Annotated in this window: 16 protein-coding genes; 13 read left to right on the forward strand and 3 right to left on the reverse strand. The window is 60.0% G+C overall.

Features of this window, described 5'->3' with window-relative positions:
- Positions 1-22 precede the first annotated feature (22 nt).
- The 13 genes from ACIQU2_RS08515 to ACIQU2_RS08575 all read left to right on the forward strand — a co-directional run bounded on the left by ACIQU2_RS08515 (position 23) and on the right by ACIQU2_RS08575 (position 15,639).
- Positions 23-1,192: an alginate biosynthesis protein Alg44 gene (locus ACIQU2_RS08515; RefSeq protein WP_347803127.1), complete on the forward strand. Its 1,170-nt coding sequence runs from the start codon at positions 23-25 to the stop codon at positions 1,190-1,192.
- 12 nt (positions 1,193-1,204) lie between these two features.
- A complete protein-coding gene (algK, locus tag ACIQU2_RS08520; protein WP_403139972.1) occupies positions 1,205-2,608 on the forward strand; it encodes an alginate biosynthesis TPR repeat lipoprotein AlgK in 1,404 nt (467 codons plus the stop codon).
- Positions 2,605-4,092: an alginate export family protein gene (locus ACIQU2_RS08525; protein ID WP_347803129.1), complete on the forward strand. Its 1,488-nt coding sequence runs from the start codon at positions 2,605-2,607 to the stop codon at positions 4,090-4,092. Before algK ends, ACIQU2_RS08525 begins: the two co-directional genes overlap by 4 nt.
- Positions 4,093-4,118: 26 nt before the next feature.
- The gene (gene algG / locus ACIQU2_RS08530) at positions 4,119-5,708 is read left to right on the forward strand and encodes a mannuronan 5-epimerase AlgG (protein ID WP_403139974.1); all 1,590 of its coding nucleotides are present in this window, start codon (positions 4,119-4,121) and stop codon (positions 5,706-5,708) included.
- A 10-nt stretch (positions 5,709-5,718) separates the two neighbouring features.
- Positions 5,719-7,167, forward strand: a complete 1,449-nt coding sequence (locus tag ACIQU2_RS08535; protein WP_347803131.1) for an alginate O-acetyltransferase — start codon at positions 5,719-5,721, stop codon at positions 7,165-7,167.
- A 7-nt stretch (positions 7,168-7,174) separates the two neighbouring features.
- Positions 7,175-8,299 carry a mannuronate-specific alginate lyase gene (locus ACIQU2_RS08540; RefSeq protein ID WP_403139976.1) on the forward strand — a complete coding sequence of 375 codons (1,125 nt, stop codon included), beginning with the start codon at positions 7,175-7,177 and terminating at the stop codon, positions 8,297-8,299.
- Positions 8,300-8,511: 212 nt separating this feature from the next.
- Positions 8,512-10,077, forward strand: coding sequence for an MBOAT family O-acyltransferase (locus ACIQU2_RS08545; protein ID WP_403139978.1), 1,566 nt, complete (start codon positions 8,512-8,514; stop codon positions 10,075-10,077).
- Positions 10,078-10,088: 11 nt separating this feature from the next.
- Positions 10,089-11,267, forward strand: coding sequence for an alginate O-acetyltransferase (locus tag ACIQU2_RS08550; protein ID WP_403139980.1), 1,179 nt, complete (start codon positions 10,089-10,091; stop codon positions 11,265-11,267).
- A 17-nt stretch (positions 11,268-11,284) separates the two neighbouring features.
- On the forward strand, positions 11,285-11,950 hold the full coding sequence (locus ACIQU2_RS08555; protein ID WP_347803135.1) for an alginate O-acetyltransferase AlgF: 666 nt from the start codon (positions 11,285-11,287) through the stop codon (positions 11,948-11,950).
- A gap of 252 nt (positions 11,951-12,202) precedes the next feature.
- On the forward strand, positions 12,203-13,654 hold the full coding sequence (locus tag ACIQU2_RS08560; protein ID WP_347803136.1) for a mannose-1-phosphate guanylyltransferase/mannose-6-phosphate isomerase: 1,452 nt from the start codon (positions 12,203-12,205) through the stop codon (positions 13,652-13,654).
- A gap of 265 nt (positions 13,655-13,919) precedes the next feature.
- Positions 13,920-14,384 carry a multidrug transporter gene (locus tag ACIQU2_RS08565; RefSeq protein ID WP_347803137.1) on the forward strand — a complete coding sequence of 155 codons (465 nt, stop codon included), beginning with the start codon at positions 13,920-13,922 and terminating at the stop codon, positions 14,382-14,384.
- A gap of 32 nt (positions 14,385-14,416) precedes the next feature.
- Positions 14,417-15,244 carry an SDR family oxidoreductase gene (locus ACIQU2_RS08570; RefSeq protein WP_347803138.1) on the forward strand — a complete coding sequence of 276 codons (828 nt, stop codon included), beginning with the start codon at positions 14,417-14,419 and terminating at the stop codon, positions 15,242-15,244.
- A complete protein-coding gene (locus ACIQU2_RS08575) occupies positions 15,241-15,639 on the forward strand; it encodes a DUF4440 domain-containing protein (RefSeq protein WP_403139983.1) in 399 nt (132 codons plus the stop codon). Before ACIQU2_RS08570 ends, ACIQU2_RS08575 begins: the two co-directional genes overlap by 4 nt.
- Positions 15,640-15,790: 151 nt before the next feature.
- Here the strand turns inward: ACIQU2_RS08575 and ACIQU2_RS08580 are convergent, their stop codons facing one another.
- The 3 genes from ACIQU2_RS08580 to ACIQU2_RS08590 are packed head-to-tail and all read right to left on the reverse strand — an operon-like array spanning position 15,791 to position 19,073.
- Positions 15,791-16,639, reverse strand: a complete 849-nt coding sequence (locus ACIQU2_RS08580; protein ID WP_403139986.1) for an efflux RND transporter periplasmic adaptor subunit — start codon at positions 16,637-16,639, stop codon at positions 15,791-15,793.
- Between the two features lie 39 nt (positions 16,640-16,678).
- A complete protein-coding gene (locus tag ACIQU2_RS08585; RefSeq protein WP_347803141.1) occupies positions 16,679-16,879 on the reverse strand; it encodes a DUF1656 domain-containing protein in 201 nt (66 codons plus the stop codon).
- The gene (locus ACIQU2_RS08590; protein WP_403139988.1) at positions 16,869-19,073 is read right to left on the reverse strand and encodes an FUSC family protein; all 2,205 of its coding nucleotides are present in this window, start codon (positions 19,071-19,073) and stop codon (positions 16,869-16,871) included. The genes ACIQU2_RS08585 and ACIQU2_RS08590 overlap by 11 nt, the downstream gene beginning before the upstream one ends.
- Positions 19,074-19,132 lie beyond the last annotated feature (59 nt).

A 19,132-nucleotide genomic window follows, 5' to 3' on the forward strand; every position in this document is an offset into this window, starting at 1 on the left:
AATTAACTAGGAAATCGTCCATATGAATACCGCCGTCAACGCCAACGTAGTGCATGAATCAGAAGCCCAGCGCCAGCACGCCCGGGTAAAAATCCCGGCCAAGCTGCGTTTCTACGGTCCTGACCGGACCCCGGTGGAAGCTCGGGTCCTCGACCTCTCCGCTGGCGGCCTGGCCTTCAACGCCGGTCAGCTGCCACTGAAGATCGGCGACAAGTACAAGGCCCGCCTGCAGTTCGTCATCGATAACCTCGGCCTGGCCATGGACGTCGAGCTACTGGTCCGCTCCCACGAGCGCGAAACCGGCCGTACCGGTTGCGAGTTCCAGAACCTCGAACCTCAGGACATTTCCACCCTGCGCCACCTGATCACCTCGCACCTGGCCGGCGACATCGTCAGCATGGGTGAAGTGCTGGCAACCCTGCAGCGCGACAACTTCACCAAGGCGCGCAAGGTCAAGGATGGCGGCCACGGCATGACCGCGTTCGGTCGTCTGCGTGCAGTGACCTTCAGCTTCGCGATTTTCCTCGTCGGTCTGACGGCATTCGGCTTCATTTTCAAGTCGGTGTACGGCATGTACTTCGTCAGCCACGCCCAGGCCGGTCTGGTCAGCGTGGCGGGCATGAACATCACCATGCCGCGCGACGGCACTGTGCAGAGCCTGGTGAAAACCGACGGCGTTGCGGCCAAGGGCGCCCCGTTGGCGACGTTCAGCACCAGCATGCTCGACGTACTCAAGGGCCATCTGGACGATAACCAACTGCAACCGGCCAAGGTTGAAGAGCTGTTCGGCAAACAAATGACCGGCACCCTGACGTCGCCCTGCGATTGCACCGTGGCGCAGCAAATGGTCGCCAACGGCCAGTACGCCAACAAGGGCGACGTGATCTTCCAACTGGTGCCGCGTAACAGTGAAGCCAACGTTGAAGCGCGCTTCTCCTATCGCCAGTTCGGCGATGTGCTTCCAGGCAGCACCGTCAGCTTCCAGATCGCCGGCGAAGACAAAACCCGCAGCGGCACGATCGTCAGCAGCACCAGCCTGAAAAGCGCCGACCTGTCGTCCGACATCCGCGTGCTGATCAAGCCTGACGAGCCGCTGGACAGCAAATTCGCCGGTCGTCCGGTTGAAGTGAACAGCACCCGTGGTCCGAACCTGAACTGGCTGATCGATAAAGCCATGGCCGCCGGTCGTTAAAAACAAGAGGACATGCCCGTGACTAGCCCACTCAGAATCCTGCCAGTCCCGCTGACTCTGGCCATGGCAATTGCCTTGGCCGGATGCGCCGGCCTGCCCGACCAGCGTCTGGCCAACGAAGCCCTCAAGCGCGGTGATACCACGCTGGCGGCGCAGAATTATCAGCAACTGGCAGACCTGGGCTACAGCGAAGCACAGGTTGGCCTGGCCGATATCCAGGTCGACAGCCGTGACCCGGCGCAGATCAAGAAAGCTGAGGCGACTTATCGCGCCGCGGCCAGCGTTTCGCCGCGGGCTCAGGCTCGCCTGGGTCGTCTGCTGGTGGCCAAACCCGGCTCCACCGAAGCCGAACAGCACGAAGCCGAAGGCCTGTTGAAGAAAGCCACTGCCGCAGGCGAAGGCAACACCCTGATCCCGCTGGCCATGCTGTACCTGCAATACCCGCACAGTTTCCCGAACGTCAACGCGCAACAGCAGATCAGCCAATGGCGCGCCGAAGGCAAGCCGGAAGCGGGCCTGGCCCAAGTGCTGCTCTATCGCACCCAGGGCACTTACGACCAGCATCTGGACGAAGTGGAAACGATCTGCAAAGCCGCGTTGAACACCACCGACATCTGCTACGTCGAACTGGCCACGGTCTATCAGAAAAAAGCCCAGCCAGAGAAACAGGCCGAGCTGATCAAGCAAATGCAAGCCGCTCAGGCTCGCGGCGCGGTTTCCGCCCAACGGGTGGACAGCGTGGCCCGCGTACTGGGCGATGCATCCCTGGGCACGACCGACGAGAAAACCGCCCAGTCGTTGCTCGAAGGCATCGCACCCGGCTACCCCGCTTCCTGGGTCAGCCTGGCGCAACTGCTCTACGACTTCCCGGAACTGGGTGACGTAGACATGATGATGAAGTACCTGGACAACGGCCGCGCCGCCGACCAGCCGCGCGCCGAACTGTTGCTGGGCAAGCTCTACTACGAAGGCAAAATGGTGCCGGCCGACGCGAAGGTCGCCGAAGAACACTTCAAGAAAGCCGCCGGCAGAGAAGTGGCCGCCGATTACTACCTCGGCCAGATCTACCGTCGCGGTTACCTGGGCAAGGTCTATTCGCAGAAAGCGCTGGACCACCTGCTCAAGGCTGCGCGTAACGGTCAGAGCAGCGCCGACTTCGCCATTGCCCAACTGTTCTCCCAAGGCAAGGGCACCCGGCCCGACCCGCGCAACGCTTACGTCTTCAGCCAATTGGCCAAGGCGCAGAACACCCCGCAAGCCACTGAACTTGCGCAAACACTCGAAGCCCAACTGCCGCCTGCCCAGCTCGCCGAGGCCCAACGCCTGTTGAAACAAGAACAGGCCGTTCGTGGTGCCTTGAGCCAGAACACGCTGGAACTGCATGCCCTGGAAGAAGACGGCGAGGAATCCCTATGAAGTTGAATCCATTTGTTAAGGCCGGTATTGGCCTGTCTTTCGCCCTCTTGTGGTCGTGCCCGACCCTTGCGGCCCTGACTGAAAGCAAGAACTACGGCCTTGACGTGAAAGTCACCGCCCAGTCCGAAGACGACACCGACCTCGGTACGGCGAGCGGCGGCGACGTCAACGGCGTCGGCCTCGACTTGCGCCCATGGATTTATGGCGAGAGCGGCGCGTGGAGCGGCTACGCCATGGGGCAGGCCGTGACGTCCACCGACATCATCGAGACGGACACCCTGCAACAGTCCGACAGCGACGGCACCCAGGCCACCGACAACGGTGATCGCAAGAGCAAGAAAAACTACCTGGCGATGCGTGAATTCTGGGTCGGCTACAGCGGCCTTACGCCCTACCCCGGCGAGATTCTCAAGCTCGGTCGCCAGCGCCTGCGTAATGACGATGGCCAATGGCGCGACACCAACATCGAAGCGCTGAACTGGACCTTCGACACAACCCTGTTGCGCGCCAACGCCGGTGTTGCCGAGCGCTTCAGCGAGTACCGCACCGATCTCACAGAACTCGCGCCCAAGGACAAGGATCGCCTGCACGCTTACGCCGATGCGGCGTACCAGTGGAACCCGGGCAACTGGGTCGGCATTCGTGGTCACCACACTCACGATGACGGCAAGCTCGATTACCCGACGCCGGGCGTTGCCGCCGATTCTCTGGACAAGAAAGAGAACGGCGACATCAGCTGGATCGGCCTCACCGCCGACAGCGATGCCTACAACTGGCGCAACACCAACACCGTCAATTACTGGGGCAGCGTCACCGGCATGAGTGGCGACCGCGACACGGTCAACCCGCTGACCGCCGAGGGCACCGCTCCGGCACAAGCCAAAACCAGTGGCAATGTTGATGGCTGGGCCACTGACCTGGGCGTGCGTCTGCGCCTCGATCCGCAATGGCAAGTCGGTGCAGCCTATGCCCGCGCCAGCGCCGATTACGAACAGAACGGCCTGCAAAGCAACCGCTCGAACTACACCGGTACTCGCTCGCGGGTTCACCGTTTCGGCGAGGCTTTCCGTGGCGAAACGAACAACATGCAGAGCGCTACCTTGTTCGGCTCGTGGATGCTCAACGACGAATACGACGCCAGTGTGATCTACCACAAATTCTGGCGCGTCGACGGCAACAAGCCGGTCGGCAGCAACGGCATCAACGCCGTCCAGAACGACACCGACGATGTGACCGGCGCGATTCTTTCCAGCACGTCCCTGCCGCTGGAAGATGGCAACAAAGACCTAGGTCAGGAAATGGACGTGGTCGTCACCAAGTACTTCAAGCAAGGCCTGCTGCCCGCCTCCTTGAGCCAGTCGATCGATGAGCCTTCGGCCCTGGTGCGGTTGCGTGGCGGTGTGTTCAAGCCCGGCGATGCGTATGGCAAAGGCGTCGACTCGTACATGCACCGCGCGTTTGTCGACGTGATCTGGCGCTTCTGATGCGAACCGCTAAGGGAGTTCCTGACATGAACAGTCCGAAGAGAGGCTCGATAACCTTGCTGGCCGGCGCGATGTTGCTGGCCAGCACGGCAGTCTTCGCCGCAGTGGAGCCGGCCTCGCCCGTTCAAAAAGGGCAACCGGCGACCATTGCAAAAGGGTTGCAACAGGCCAGGACCTACACCGTCAGCAGCGCACCGACCGCGCCGCTGGAGCTGGCCAAGCCGAAACTGCCGGACACCTCCGGCTACACCGCCGAAGCCATCGCCGCGAAAATCGTGCGCACCAAGCCCGGCAAGATCAGCGTGCGCCGGATGATGCAGGAAAACGCCCTGAAGGACTTCATCGGCGGCGATAACAAGATGGCTGAATGGGTGGTGCGTCAGCACGGTATCCCACAGGCGATTTTCATCGACGACGGCTACATGAACCTCAAGGATCTGGCCAAGAAGGTGCCCAAGCAGTACTTCAGCGAAACCTCACCGGGCGTGTTCCTGGCGAAGTTGCCGATCGTGGTGGGTAACAAGGGCATTCTGGAAATCGACAAGCAGACCCAGGAACTGCGCCTGTCTCAAGAGGCCGGTTCGTTCCTGGTCAACGACGGTCAGCTGTTCGTGCGTGATACCAAAATCACCGGTTGGAGTGAGAAGGCAAACGGTCCGGCGATGTTCAAGTCGGCGAAGGAGTTCCGTCCGTTCATGTTGTCCTGGGGTGGCACCGAGACTTACATCGCCAACAGCAAGATCGCCAGTTTCGGTTATGCCAACAGTAAGTCCTACGGCGTGAGTATTTCCCAGTACACGCCGAACATGGCCAAGGTGCTCAAGCGTCCTGACCCAAGCGGCTGGATCATCGATTCCGAGTTCTCGGATATGTGGTACGGCTTCTACTGCTACGAAACCCGTGACTTTGTGGTCAAGGGCAACACCTACAAAGACAACATCGTCTACGGCATCGACCCGCATGACCGTTCCCACGGTCTGATCATCGCGGACAACACCGTTTACGGGACCAAGAAGAAGCACGGGATCATTATTTCCCGTGAGGTCAACGACAGCTTCATCTTCAACAACCGCAGCTACGACAACAAGTTGTCGGGCCTGGTGATCGACCGTAACAGCGTTAACAACCTGATCGCCTACAACGAGATTTACAAGAACCACACCGACGGCATCACCCTCTACGAGAGTGGCGACAACCTGCTGTGGGGCAACAAGGTGATCAGCAACCGTCGTCACGGCATCCGGATTCGTAACAGCGTGAACATCCGCCTCTACGAAAACCTGTCCATGGCCAACGGGCTGACCGGTGTCTACGGCCACATCAAGGACCTGAGCGACACCGACCGTGACATCAAGCTCGACCCGTTCGACGCCCAGGTGTCGCTGATCATCGTCGGTGGCGAACTGGCCGGCAACGGCAGCGGCCCGCTGTCCATCGACTCGCCACTAAGCGTCGAGTTGTATCGCGTGTCCATGCTCGCGCCGACCAAATCCAGCGGCATCAGCTTCAACGGAATTCTTGGCGAGCGCCAGGATGAAATTCTTGACCTGCTGGTGCGCCAGCAGAAAGCCGTGCTAATCGACCCTGTCGAACGCCAGACCGAAATGCGGGACTGAGGATAATTTTATGCACCCACACTTGATCAAATTACTCAGCCTGTCGGCCCTGACCGCCGGCATTCTCGCGGCCAGCGCCGGCGCTCGTGCCGATGAAGCCAAAGCACCTGCCTTCAGCGCCGAACCGTGCTGCAACCTGTGCCCGGCAGCGCACGACGCGAAAAACTACACCACGCGTTACCAGCAGAACTTCACCACGCTGGTGCAGGCCCAGGGCGATTGGCTATTCCGTACGCAAGAAGACTTGCGCACCGAGTTCGACACCACACCCGCCGGCTACAAACGCATGAAAGAACTGCACGATGCGTTCAAGAGCAAAGGCGTGGAACTGGTCATCGTCTACCAGCCGACCCGTGGTCTGGTGAACCGCAACAAACTCAACCCGGAAGAAAAGGCCAAGTACGATTTCGACAAGGCCCTGAAGAACTACAAGACCATGCTCGGGCGTTTCGCCGCCATGGGCTACACCGTGCCGGACCTGTCGCCGCTGACCAACGAGTCGCTGCCTGACACCCTGCCGGCCCACGATTTCTACTTCCAGGGCGACCAACACTGGACGCCGTATGGCGCCCAGCGCACGGCGAAAATCGTCGGTGAGCAAATCAAGAAAATGCCGGCCTTTGCCGACGTGCCGAAACGCGAATTCGAGAGCCATAAGTCGGGTCGCATGGGCAAGACCGGAACGTTACACAACATGGCTGGTCAACTCTGTGGCACCAGCTACGCGGTCCAGTACATGGATCAGTTCACCACCGAGCCGAAAGGCGAAGCAGCTGATGGCGATCTGTTCAGTGACTCCGGCAATCCGGAAGTCACCCTGGTTGGCACCAGCCACAGTGGCAAGAACTACAACTTCGCCGGTTTCCTCGAAGAGGCCATCGGCGCCGACATCCTCAACGTGGCGTTCCCCGGTGGTGGCCTGGAAGGTTCGATGCTGCAGTACCTGGGCAGCGAAGAGTTCCAGACCAAGCCGCCGAAGATTCTGATCTGGGAATTCTCGCCGCTCTATCGCCTCGACCAGGAAACCATCTACCGCCAGATGATGGCGCTGCTGGACAACGGTTGCGAAGGAAAGGATGCGCAGATGACCGGCAGCACCACGTTGAAACCGGGCAAGAACGAATTGATGGTCAACAGCAAGAACCTGAACCTGCAAAACAGCAGCCACCAGGTTGATATCCGCTTCGCCGATCCGTCGGTGAAAACTCTGCAAGCCACCCTCTGGTACATGAACGGTCGCCACGAGGACATCAAGATCGAAAAACCGGAAACCTCCGACACCGACGGGCGTTTCGCCTTTGAGTTGCGCACGGACGAAGACTGGGCCTCGCAGAATCTGCTGGCCGTCGAAATCCAGGGCCCTGAAGCAGGTGCCGCGCCACAGAAAGTCGAAGCGAAAATCTGCAAACGCAACGTGTTCCCTGGCGCTGGGCAGCGTACCGCTCAGACCGGGCAATGAGGCAACTATGCAAACCCGAACTTTGAAAAGATTGATCGCACCGTCCCTGTTGAGCCTGGCCATGTTTGCCGGTGCCACCCAGGCCGCCGCGCCACTGCGCCCTCCACAGGGGTACTTCGCGCCGATTGAAAAAGTCAAAACCGGCGACAAGAGCGAAGGCTGTGATGCGATGCCGACGCCGTACACCGGCTCGCTGCAATTTCGCAGCAAATATGAAGGTTCCGACAAGGCCCGTTCGACCCTGAACGAGGCATCGGAAAAAGCCTTCCGTGACACCACGGCCGACATCACCAAGATTGAGCGCGGCACCAGCAAGCGCGTAATGCAGTACATGCGTGACGGTCGTCCGGAACAGCTGGAATGCACCCTGAATTGGTTGACCGCCTGGGCCAAGGCCGATGCGTTGATGTCCAAGGACTTCAACCACACCGGCAAGTCCATGCGCAAATGGGCATTGGGCAGCATGGCGTCGTCCTATATCCGCCTGAAGTTCTCCGACTCGCATCCGTTGGCGAACCATCAGCAAGAGGCGCAACTGATTGAGGCCTGGTTCAGCAAAATGGCTGATCAAGTGGTCAGCGACTGGGACAACCTGCCGCTGGAAAAAACCAACAACCACTCGTACTGGTCCGCCTGGTCGGTGATGGCAACGTCCATCGCCACCAACCGCCGCGACCTGTTCGACTGGTCGGTGAAGGAATACAAAGTCGGCGTCAATCAAGTCGACGCCCAGGGTTTCCTGCCCAACGAACTCAAGCGCCAGCAACGCGCCCTCTCCTATCACAACTACGCCCTGCCACCGCTGTCGATGATCGCCAGTTTTGCGTTGGTCAACGGTGTGGACTTGCGTCAGGAAAACAACGGCGCATTGAAGCGCCTGGGTGATCGAGTGCTCGCGGGTGTCGAAGACCCGGAAGAATTCGAGAAGAAGAACGGTAAAGAGCAGGACATGACCGACCTCAAGGTCGACTCGAAATTTTCCTGGCTCGAACCGTTCTGCACGCTCTACACCTGCTCGCCGGATGTGCTTGAGAAAAAGCGCGAAATGCAGCCGTTCAAGACCTTCCGCCTCGGTGGGGATTTGACCAAGGTCTACGACCCGGCGAACGAGAAGGGCAAAAAAGGCTCCTGAAGGCACATATAAAACCTGTGGGAGCGAGCTTGCTCGCGATGACTGAGTGTCAGTCGACATCGATGTGAATGTCAGACCGCTATCGCGAGCAAGCTCGCTCCCACAGGGGTCAGTGTCGAGTTTGAGTTTTGTGTGTTACGCCCTCCGGTTTTCGGTGGGGGGTTTGGGGGGGCTGCGGCCCTTGACTGTTGGTTAAACATGGAGAGACCGGGATGGTATTTTCATCCAACGTGTTCCTGTTTTTGTTCTTGCCGATCTTTCTCGGCATGTACTACTTAAGCGGAATACGCTATCGCAACCTGCTGCTGCTGATCGCCAGCTACGTGTTCTATGCCTGGTGGCGTGTGGACTTCCTTGCGCTGTTCGCAGCCGTCACGTTGTGGAACTACTGGATCGGCCTCAAAGTCGGTGCCGCCGGCGTTCGGACCAAACCGGCACAACGCTGGTTGCTCCTGGGCGTGGGCGTCGACCTGTGCATTCTCGGCTACTTCAAGTACGCCAACTTCGGCGTCGACAGCATCAACGCGATGATGACCTCCGTCGGTCTGTCGCCGTTCATCCTGACCCACGTGCTGTTGCCGATCGGGATCTCGTTCTACATCTTCGAGTCCATCAGCTACATCATCGACGTCTACCGTGGTGATACCCCGGCGACCCGCAACCTGATCGACTTTGCCGCTTTCGTGGCGATCTTCCCGCACCTGATCGCCGGTCCGGTGTTGCGCTTCCGCGATCTCGCCGACCAGTTCAACAACCGCACCCACACCCTCGACAAGTTCTCCGAAGGTGCGACGCGATTCATGCAGGGCTTCATCAAGAAGGTCTTCATCGCCGACACCCTGGCGGTCGTGGCCGACCATTGCTTCGCCTTGCAGAACCCGACCACGGGCGATGCCTGGCTCGGCGCGCTGGCCTACACCGCGCAGCTGTATTTCGACTTCTCCGGTTACAGCGACATGGCAATCGGTCTGGGCTTGATGATGGGTTTCCGCTTCATGGAAAACTTCAAACAGCCGTACATCAGCCAGTCGATTACAGAGTTCTGGCGTCGCTGGCACATCAGCCTGTCCACCTGGTTGCGTGACTACCTGTACATCACGCTGGGCGGTAACCGTAAAGGTACGCTGATGACCTATCGCAACCTGTTCCTGACCATGCTGCTCGGTGGTCTGTGGCACGGCGCGAACATCACGTACATCATCTGGGGCGCCTGGCACGGCATGTGGCTGGCGATCGAAAAAGCCCTCGGCCTGAATACGTCGCCGCGCAGCATCAACCCGATCCGCTGGGCGCTGACCTTCCTGCTCGTGGTCATGGGCTGGGTGATCTTCCGCTCGGAAAACCTGCACGTTGCCGGTCGTATGTACGGCGCGATGTTCAGCTTCGGCGAATGGTCGCTGTCGGAACTCAACGCGGCCAGCCTCACCGGCCTGCAAGTGGCGACTCTGGTGGTGGCTTACATGACCCTGGCGTTCTTCGGCATTCGTGACTTCTACAGCAACCTGCCGCCTGAGAAAACCAAGCCTGTTGTGAACGTCGAGGCCGATGGCCCGGCTGCCGCGACCCCTGGAATGATCAAAGCCGTACCGGGCGACAACCCGGGCAGCATCCACGAGCCTGGCTACACCGTCGGCGTTGAAGCGACTGTGCAACCGGCCTACTGGACTGCGGACTGGTCTCGTTACGTGATGCGCACGCTGGTACTGGTGCTGTTCATCGCCTCGATTTTCAAACTCTCGGCGCAAAGCTTCTCGCCGTTCCTTTACTTCCAGTTCTGAGGGATCTGACTATGACCCGCTCATTACGCATCCTCTACATCAGCCTGTTCATGGTGACGCTGTTGGTCCTGGGCCTGTGGTCCACGCGCAGTTTCTTCGGTTTCAGCACCTCTGCCGAAACGACGGTGCTCAACGGCCGCTGGACCAAAGCCGTGGAAACGCATTACGACGACGAGTTCCCGATCAAGCGCCTGGGCACCAACCTTTGGGCTGCGCTGGATTTCAAACTGTTCAACGAAGGTCGTCCGGGCGTCGTGCTCGGCCGCGATCAGTGGTTGTACAGCGATGAGGAATTCAACCCGATCGTCAACGAAGAGCTGAACCTGCAAGGCAACTACGCGCTGGTTGAAGGCGTACGCCAGGAATTGAAGGCGAAAGGCGTGAAACTGGTCATGGCGATCGTGCCGGCCAAGACTCGCCTGTACCCGGAACACCTGGGTGAAGTGAAGCCTTCAAGCATCCACGCCAACCTCTATGAGGACTTCCACGCTCGTGTGGCGGCCAACAAGGTCCTCGCTCCCGACCTGTTCGGCCCGATGCTGAAAGCCAAGCTGAACGGTCAGCAAGTGTTCCTGCGCACCGACACTCACTGGACCCCGGAAGGCGCGCAAATCGCTGCCGAGACCTTGGCGAAATCCATTTCCGCCAAATACCCGCTGAGCGGCGAGCCGCAACACTTCGTCACTGAACCTGCGGAGAAGGTGACTCACAAGGGCGACCTGCGGTTGTTCCTGCCGCTGGACCCGCTGTTCGAAAACCTGATGCCCAAGCCTGAGCCGTTGCAGAAGCGCAACACCGTCGCGGCGCAAGACCAGCCGACCGGTGATGACGCCCTGTTCGCCAACGCTGAAGTGCCGGTGGCCCTGATCGGCACCAGCTACAGCGCTAACCCCAACTGGAACTTCGTCGGTGCGCTGAAACAAGCGCTGAACAGCGACGTCGTCAATTACGCCGAAGACGGCCATGGCCCGATTCTGCCGATGCTCACCTATCTGAAAAGTGATGCTTTCAAGAACAGCCCGCCACAGGTGCTGATCTGGGAGTTTCCTGAACGTTATCTGCCTGTGAACAACGAAATCGGTGACGCCGACCCGCAGTGGGTCGCAGAGCTCAAAGAAGCCGGCGTAAACCAACAAAACGTTGCATTGAACAACCCTAAATCCGAGACGCCCGACCGGGCGCAAAACTGAAAGAGAGAGGTACTACCATGACTTTCACTACTACTCCTCGCCGTCTCGCCGCTCGCTCCTTAAAAGCAGTCGCACTCGTCGCTGGCATGAGCGTTCTGTCGATGTCCGCCTTCGCTGGCGACGCCGCGCTCTATGGCCCGACCGCACCGAAAGGTTCGAGCTTCGTACGTGTCTACAACGCCGGTAACGCTGAAGTCAGCGCCACCGTCGGCACCACCAACCTGGCCGAAGTCGCGCCGCTGTCCAGCACTGACTTCAGCTTCATGCCAGGCGGCGACTACAGCGCCAAGGTCGGTAGCCAGTCCCTGCCGGTGAAACTGGCCGGTGATCACTATTACACCCTGGTCAATAACGCCAGCGGCGCACCGCAACTGATCGAAGAGCCGCCGTTCAAGAACAAGCAGAAATCCCTGGTCCGCGTGCAGAACCTCAGCGACAAGGCCCTGACCCTGAAAACCGCTGACGGCAAGACCGAAGTGGTCCCGACCGTGGCCGCCAAGGGCCGTGGCGAACGTGAAATCAACCCGGTCAAAGTCAGCCTGGCGCTATACGATGGCGACAAGAAAGTCGGCGACGTGAAACCGGTTGCCCTGGAACGCGGTGAAGCCGCCGTGCTGTATGTCACCGGCACCGGCAGCAGCCTGGCGCCAGTCTGGGTAAAACGCCCGGTTTCGACGCGCTAATCATTTTGTCAGGACGGTGATCCCTGTAGCAGCTGGCGAAGCCTGCGTCCGACTGCGCAGCAGTCGTAATCCAAGCAATTCGGTCTTTCTGAATGACCGCATTGTCTGGATTCACGACGGCTACGCCGCCGAACGCAGCCTCGCAGGCTCGGCAGCTGCTACAGGTGAATCGACCTGGCTATGGAATAAGAACAAGAGTGAAACGACAGAACGCAGTAGCTCTGACCCATACGATTTTCAAGGAGTAACAACATGATTCCGGTGATCTTGTCAGGTGGTAGTGGCTCACGTCTTTGGCCGCTTTCGCGTAAGCAATTCCCTAAGCAGTTTCTCGCCCTGACCGGCGAACAAACATTGTTCCAGCAAACCCTGGAACGCCTGGTGTTCGAAGGCATGGACACCCCCATCGTGGTCTGCAACAAGGAACACCGTTTCATCGTCAACGAGCAACTGGCCGCCCGTAAACTGGACGTGCAGCGCATCCTGATGGAACCGTTCGGCCGCAACACCGCGCCAGCCGTGGCCTTGACCGCACTGATGCTGGTCAACGAAGGTCGCGACGAATTGATGTTGGTGCTGCCAGCCGACCACGTGCTGGAAGATCAGAAAGCCCTGCAACGCGCGCTGGCCCTGGCCACGGTCGCTGCAGAAAACGGCGAAATGGTGCTGTTCGGCGTACCGGCCACCAAACCGGAAACCGGCTACGGCTACATCAAGTCGGCCAATGATTCGCTGCTGCCCGAAGGTGTCAGCCGCGTCTCGCACTTCGTCGAAAAACCGGACGTGAAGCGCGCCACCGAGTTCGTCGAGTCCGGCGGTTACTTCTGGAACAGCGGCATGTTCCTGTTCCGTGCCAGCCGTTTCCTGGAAGAGCTGAAAAAACACGATCCGGACATCTATGACACCTGCGTGCTGACCCTGGAACGCAGCGAGCAGGATGCCGACACGGTCGACATCGACTCCGCCACCTTCGCTTGCTGCCCGGACAATTCCATCGACTACTCGGTGATGGAAAAAACCCAGCGCGCCTGCGTTGTACCGCTGACCGCGGGCTGGAGCGATGTCGGCTGCTGGGCGTCGTTGTGGGAAGTGAATGAAAAAGACGCCAACGGCAACGTCACCAAAGGCGATGTGGTCATCCAGGACAGCAAAAACTGCATGATCCACGGCAACGGCAAACTGGTGTCGGTGATCGGCCTGGAAAACATTGTGGTCGTCGAAACCAAGGACGCCATGATGATCGCCCACAAGGACAAGGTCCAAGGCGTGAAACAGATGGTCAACACCCTCAACGAGCAGGGTCGCAGCGAAACCCAGACCCACTGCGAAGTCTATCGTCCATGGGGCTCCTACGACTCGGTGGACATGGGCGGTCGCTTCCAGGTCAAGCGCATCTCGGTCAAACCGGGCGCATGCCTGTCGCTGCAGATGCACCATCACCGCGCCGAACACTGGATCGTGGTCAGCGGCACCGCTGAAGTGACCTGCGACGAAAACGTGTTCCTGCTCACTGAAAACCAGTCGACCTACATCCCGATCGCCTCGGTCCACCGCTTGCGCAATCCGGGCAAGATCTCGCTGGAAATCATCGAAGTGCAGTCGGGCAGCTACCTGGGCGAAGACGATATCGAGCGGTTTGAAGATATCTACGGTCGCTCTACCCCGATCGAACGCGGCGTGTCGGTGAAAACCATCGCGCGGTGATTGATCTGTAACACAAGAAGCCCCCGCCCGACCCGCTGCGTTTCCCTATCCGCAGCAGGTTGGGTGGGGGCTTTTTTTGCCTGGATTTTCGCTGCCTGACAGGGCCCATCGCGAGCAAGCTCGCTCCCACATTGAAATGCGATCAACTGTGGGAGCGAGCTTGCTCGCGATGAGGCCCGCAATGACGCTGAAGATCTAATGCCCCATCGCCAACCGCACCTACGCTTAGGTAGGATGACCTTCTCTTCCCCCGAGGTTGTGCGACATGTTCATCGGCGTCCTGCTGGTCATTACCTGGCTGATCCTTTTGCTGCGCTACCCGGCAAAAGCCTTGCCCGTCTCTGTGGCAGCCGCTATCGGGTTGGGTGTGGTGGCAACGTGGGTGATCTGGATGGACAACCGCGAGGTCAAGCAACTGGCGCGCCTGGAGTTGCGCATCACCTACGCGCCCGAACACTGCCCGGCGGACCGGCCGTTGCATCTGACAATGAACAACGGCAACGACGTGCCACTGACCGAGTTACGTTGGCGCGTCGCCGCGTATGCGCCGGGCGATACGGTGAATCTGGCCGACAATCAATATGCCGCCCCGCGCTATCGCGGCCCCGGCGAACTGCAGGCCGGCGCGAACTGGGAAGACTGTTTGCCGCTGCCGCCGCTGCGCCCTGGCTATCGCCCGCAAACACTGGAGTTTCGCGCAGAGCGTTTGCAGGGTAGTTTCTCCGACTAATTCTCTTCCTCTTTTTGCACAAGGACCGCGCCATGCCCGTTGCGTTGATTACCGGTTGTTCCAGCGGCATTGGCCGCGCCCTCGCTGATGTTTTCAAAAATGCCGGATACGACGTCTGGGCCAGCGCCCGCAAGACTGAAGACGTGGCGGCCCTGGCCGCTGCCGGGTTCACTGCCGTGCAACTGGACGTCAACGACGGTGCAGCACTCGAACACTTGAGCGAGCGCATAAACCAGCAACATGGCGGCCTCGACGTGCTGATCAATAACGCAGGTTACGGCGCCATGGGGCCGTTGCTCGACGGCGGTGTGCCGGCCATGCAGCGGCAATTCGAAACCAATGTGTTCGCCATCGTCGGCGTCACACGCGCCTTGTTCCCGGTGCTGCGTCGCGCCAAGGGTCTGGTGGTGAACATCGGCAGCGTGTCCGGGGTTTTGGTCACGCCATTCGCCGGCGCCTACTGCGCCTCGAAAGCGGCGGTGCATGCCTTGACCGATGCGTTGCGCATGGAACTGGCGCCGTTTGGCGTGCGGGTCATGGAAGTCCAGCCGGGCGCAATCGCCTCCAGTTTTGCCAAGAATGCCGGCCATGAGGCGGAGCAGCTGATTACCGAACAATCGCCGTGGTTTCCGCTGCGTGAAGGCATTCGCGCACGGGCCAAGGCCTCCCAGGACAACCCGACCCCGGCCAGTGAATTTGCTGCCGGATTGCTCAAGGCCGTGCAGCAGAGCAAACCACCGCGCCTGATTCGTCTGGGCAATGGCAGTCGGGCGTTGCCGTTGCTGGCGGGGTTGTTGCCCAAAGGGCTGCTGGAGGCGGGGTTGATGAAGCGGTTCGGACTGAAGGGGCAACTTCCATGACTGACTACACCGAATACTTTGACGAGGTGATCCAGGCCCACGTCGCCATCGAGCAATGGTTGGCCGAGGAACAGGACGAGCCGGCGCTTGAACAATTACTGACGCGTTTTTCGCCGCAGTTTTCCATGGTCTCGCCGTTGGGGCGGGTGCTGGATTTCGACGCGTTGAGCGAATTGTTTTTGATGGCAGGCGGGAAGAAGCTCGGGTTCAGAATTGAGCTCAGCGAGTTGCGCGGCATTACCTGGCACGATGGTGGCGCGACGGTGAGTTATCGCGAGCAGCAGACCGATGCGACGGGGTTGCACTCTGATCGACGGTCGACGGTGGTGTTTGAGAAGCAGGCCGATGGCAAGCTCATTTGGCTGCATTTGCATGAGACGTTTTGCAAGGAGTGAACTGCCGCTATTTGTCAGTGGGACCGAGTCGCCTTCATCGCGAGCAAGCTCGCTCCCACACTTGATCTGCGTCGTACACATACTTTGTGTTCATTGCAGATCTAATGTGGGAGCGAGCTTGCTCGCGATGAAGGCGACTCGGTCTAACGGTTTACTTAACAACCACCGTGCACGTAATCCCCGCCGCCAACAGCACCCCCTCCGGCACTTCATCAATGTGAATCCGCACCGGCACCCGCTGCGCCAAACGCACCCAGTTAAAGGTCGGGTTCACATCTGCAATCAGCTCGCGGCTCTGCGGGTTATCACGGTCGTAGATGCCGCGAGAAATGCTTTCCACATGCCCCTTCAACACTTCCCCACTCATCAGCTGCATGTCGGCTTTATCGCCGACCCGCACGTGGGGCAATTTGGTTTCTTCGAAGAAGCCGTAGACCCAGAACGAGTTCATGTCGACCACGGCCATTTTCGCTTCGCCGATGCGCGCGTAGTCGCCGCGATGGACGTTGAGGTTGGTGACATAACCGTCCACCGCAGCGCGAACCTCAGTGCGTTTTAGGTTCAGTTCGGCGGCTTCGAGCTGCGCCTGAGCATGCTGGTAATCGGCTAACGCCGAGTCGGCGATGTTGCTGGCGTCGTCGCGGTTTTCCCTGGAGATCACCAGGTTGTCCATGTCAGCGCGGCGGTGGGCGTTGACCTTGCGCATCTCCCACGTCGACTTGCGCGAGGCCACCAGCGCCTGTGCCTGTTTGACCGCAATGCGGTAGTGCTCGGGGTCGATCCGCATCAGCAAATCGCCCTTCTTCACCTGTTGATTGTCGCGCACCGGCACGTCCACCACTTCCCCGGTGACGTCGGCGGCGACGTTGATGATGTCGGCGCGCACCCGGCCGTCGCGGGTCCATGGCGTGTCCATGTAATGCACCCACAGGGTCCGGCCGATCCACATCGCAAGGGCCAGCACCAGCAGGGTCGCAAGCAGGCTGAAAAGCTTTTTCATCAGGGCCTTCTTCAGTGATAGAGAGTCAGTGATAGAGAGTCAACGGTAAACGGTCAGCGCCAGGGCGCCGAACAGACAGGTAAACAGACTCAGGCGCAGCAGCGCCGGGTGCCAGAAGAAGCGGTACAGATCGAATCCGGACAGGAACCGATCAAGTGCCCAGGCCAGCGCCGCCGCGACGAAAAACATCAGGGTCATGGTCGGCATGTACACGCCGTGGAAGGCGATTTCACGAGGCATGTTCAAGTCCTTGGGGCTTGGCGGTAGTGTTGGCATTTATGTAGCCGGCGAGCGGTGATTGCGGGTCCAGCAACGAAGTGCGGATGAAGTGCAAATAGCTCTTCACCCGACGCAAGGCCGAGGTGTCGAAGTGCGGCGCGAAAGGTTCATCGGTGGCTTGCACGCGGCTGATCGCGTGATCGACGGCGATCAATCCACGCTCCAGATTGCTCTGGCTCGGTTGCAGAAACAGCCGCACCAGCGAGCGTCCCATCACCCGGATCGCCTGACGCCACGGTTGGGATTCGGCATAGGCCGGATGCACCGGCAGGATCGCCTGTTCCTTGCGTAACTCGATGATCGCGTGGCCGACTTCCAGCACCACGAACATCCAGCGCAGCAAGTCCCGTTGCACCTGCGGCTGCCCTGCCGCGAGACCGTAGGCCTGATGCAGCAAGTCCCGCGTACTGCTTTCGAAACTCGACGCCAAACCCTTGAGTTTGCCGCTGATGGCGTACACCACCTGGCCACGCAAATCCTGCTCCAGTCGACGCCACAACCAGCGGCTGTTGGGCGGCAGAATGATCGCCCCGGCCGCCGCGCAGACCAGCATGCCGAGCACCATGGCGATGTAATCGTTGATGAACGCGTAAGGGTTGTAAACGGTGAGGTTGTCCGGCACCGAACCGGTGCTGAAGAAGATCAGCAAGCCGAGACCGACACCGGCGTATTGCGGCCGCGAAGTGAGGAACGAACCGAGCACGATCACCGGCGCGAGCATCACGCAGAGCAACGCAAAGCCGTCGATCCACGGGAAGATGAAGAACATCTCGACGAAGCCGATCAGGGCCCCGAGGAGCGTCCCGCAAGCCATCTGAAACGCCATGCGTTTTGGATTCGGTGTCGCCGCTGAAAGGCCCACGGTCGCGGCGGCGATCAGCGTCATCGTCGCCCCGCTCGGCCACGCGGTGGCGACCCAATAGCTGCCCAGAACTACCAGAATGAACGCCGCGCGAATCCCCGAGGCGGCCGATGCCATCCAGTTGGTTTGCGGGGTGAACGGCTCATCCCATTGCTCGCGCGCATGGCTGTGATCGGCCAGCGACGCATGGGTCTGTGCATAACTGTGCAAGTCGTCGACGAAGCGATAGAGCAGTTCATACGCGGTATGAAAATCCAGCTGCTCGGCGTCGCTCGGATCGCTCTCCTGAAAAGTCGCCCGCAAGCTGCGAACGCGCGCCGGCAAATCTTCTTTATAGGCGGTCAACGCGATCACCAGACGCCCTGCATCAGCGTTGGTCAGGGCGCGGCCGCTGAAGCCGTCGAGCAGTTCCGCGAGGTCCTGCAAACCCGGTTTGATCGCCGCAACCACGTGATCGGTGCCGCTGCTGCGCAAGCGTTCGAGCAACTGGTGCAAGGCGTTGAAACGGGTGGTGATGCCCATGAATTCGCTGTTCAGTCGACTGAGCCGACCGTTGCGCCGACGCATGTGCGGGTCTTCGAAAACGGTGACGCTGCGCAGCCCTTCCAATCCGACAGCCTCGGCGATGAAGCGCACGTTGCTCGCCTCGAAAGCCTCCCGTTTACTGCGACCACGCAAGCCATCGGTGACGAATAGCGCGAACACGCCGAAGCGCTGATACAAGGCGTTGCGCATGGCGGCGCTGGCGGATTGCGGCAGGATCGCGGCGCTGACCAGCGTGGAGCAAATAATTCCCAGGGAGATTTCCAGCACCCGCCACACGGCAGCCATGAACGCGCCGTCCGGGTGCGCCAGTGCGGGCAAACCAACCATCGCGGCGGTGTACCCGGCGAGCACGAAACCATAGGCGCGGAAGTTGCGATAGCGCGCCGCGCCCGCCGAACAGATGCCCACCCAGATCGCCAGCGAACCGAGGAACAACTCGGTGTTCTGCGCAAACAAGGCAATCAACGCGACCATCACCGCCGAGCCGGCCAATGTCCCAAGAAAACGATAGAAACTCTTGGCCAGCACGTGGCCGCTTTGCGGTTGCATGACGATGAACACGGTGATCATCGCCGTGCGCGGTTGCGGCAACTCCAGGCGCATGGCCAGCCACAGCGTCAGGAACGCCGCGAACAGCACCTTGAAAATGTAGACCCAGGTCACGCCATCGCTGCGCGCCCAGTCGAAGAAACCCCGGCGCCATTCAAGGGAATACAGCCAGCGCAAAGGTGCGGGCAAGGGAGTCATGAAATCCTGCTCATTGATATTCAGTCAGGCTGGGAACCTGTGGGAGCGAGCTTGCTCGC

Origin of the sequence: Pseudomonas sp. NPDC098740 (assembly GCF_044760065.1) — a bacterium.
GTDB classification, from domain to species: Bacteria; Pseudomonadota; Gammaproteobacteria; order Pseudomonadales; family Pseudomonadaceae; genus Aquipseudomonas; species Aquipseudomonas rossensis.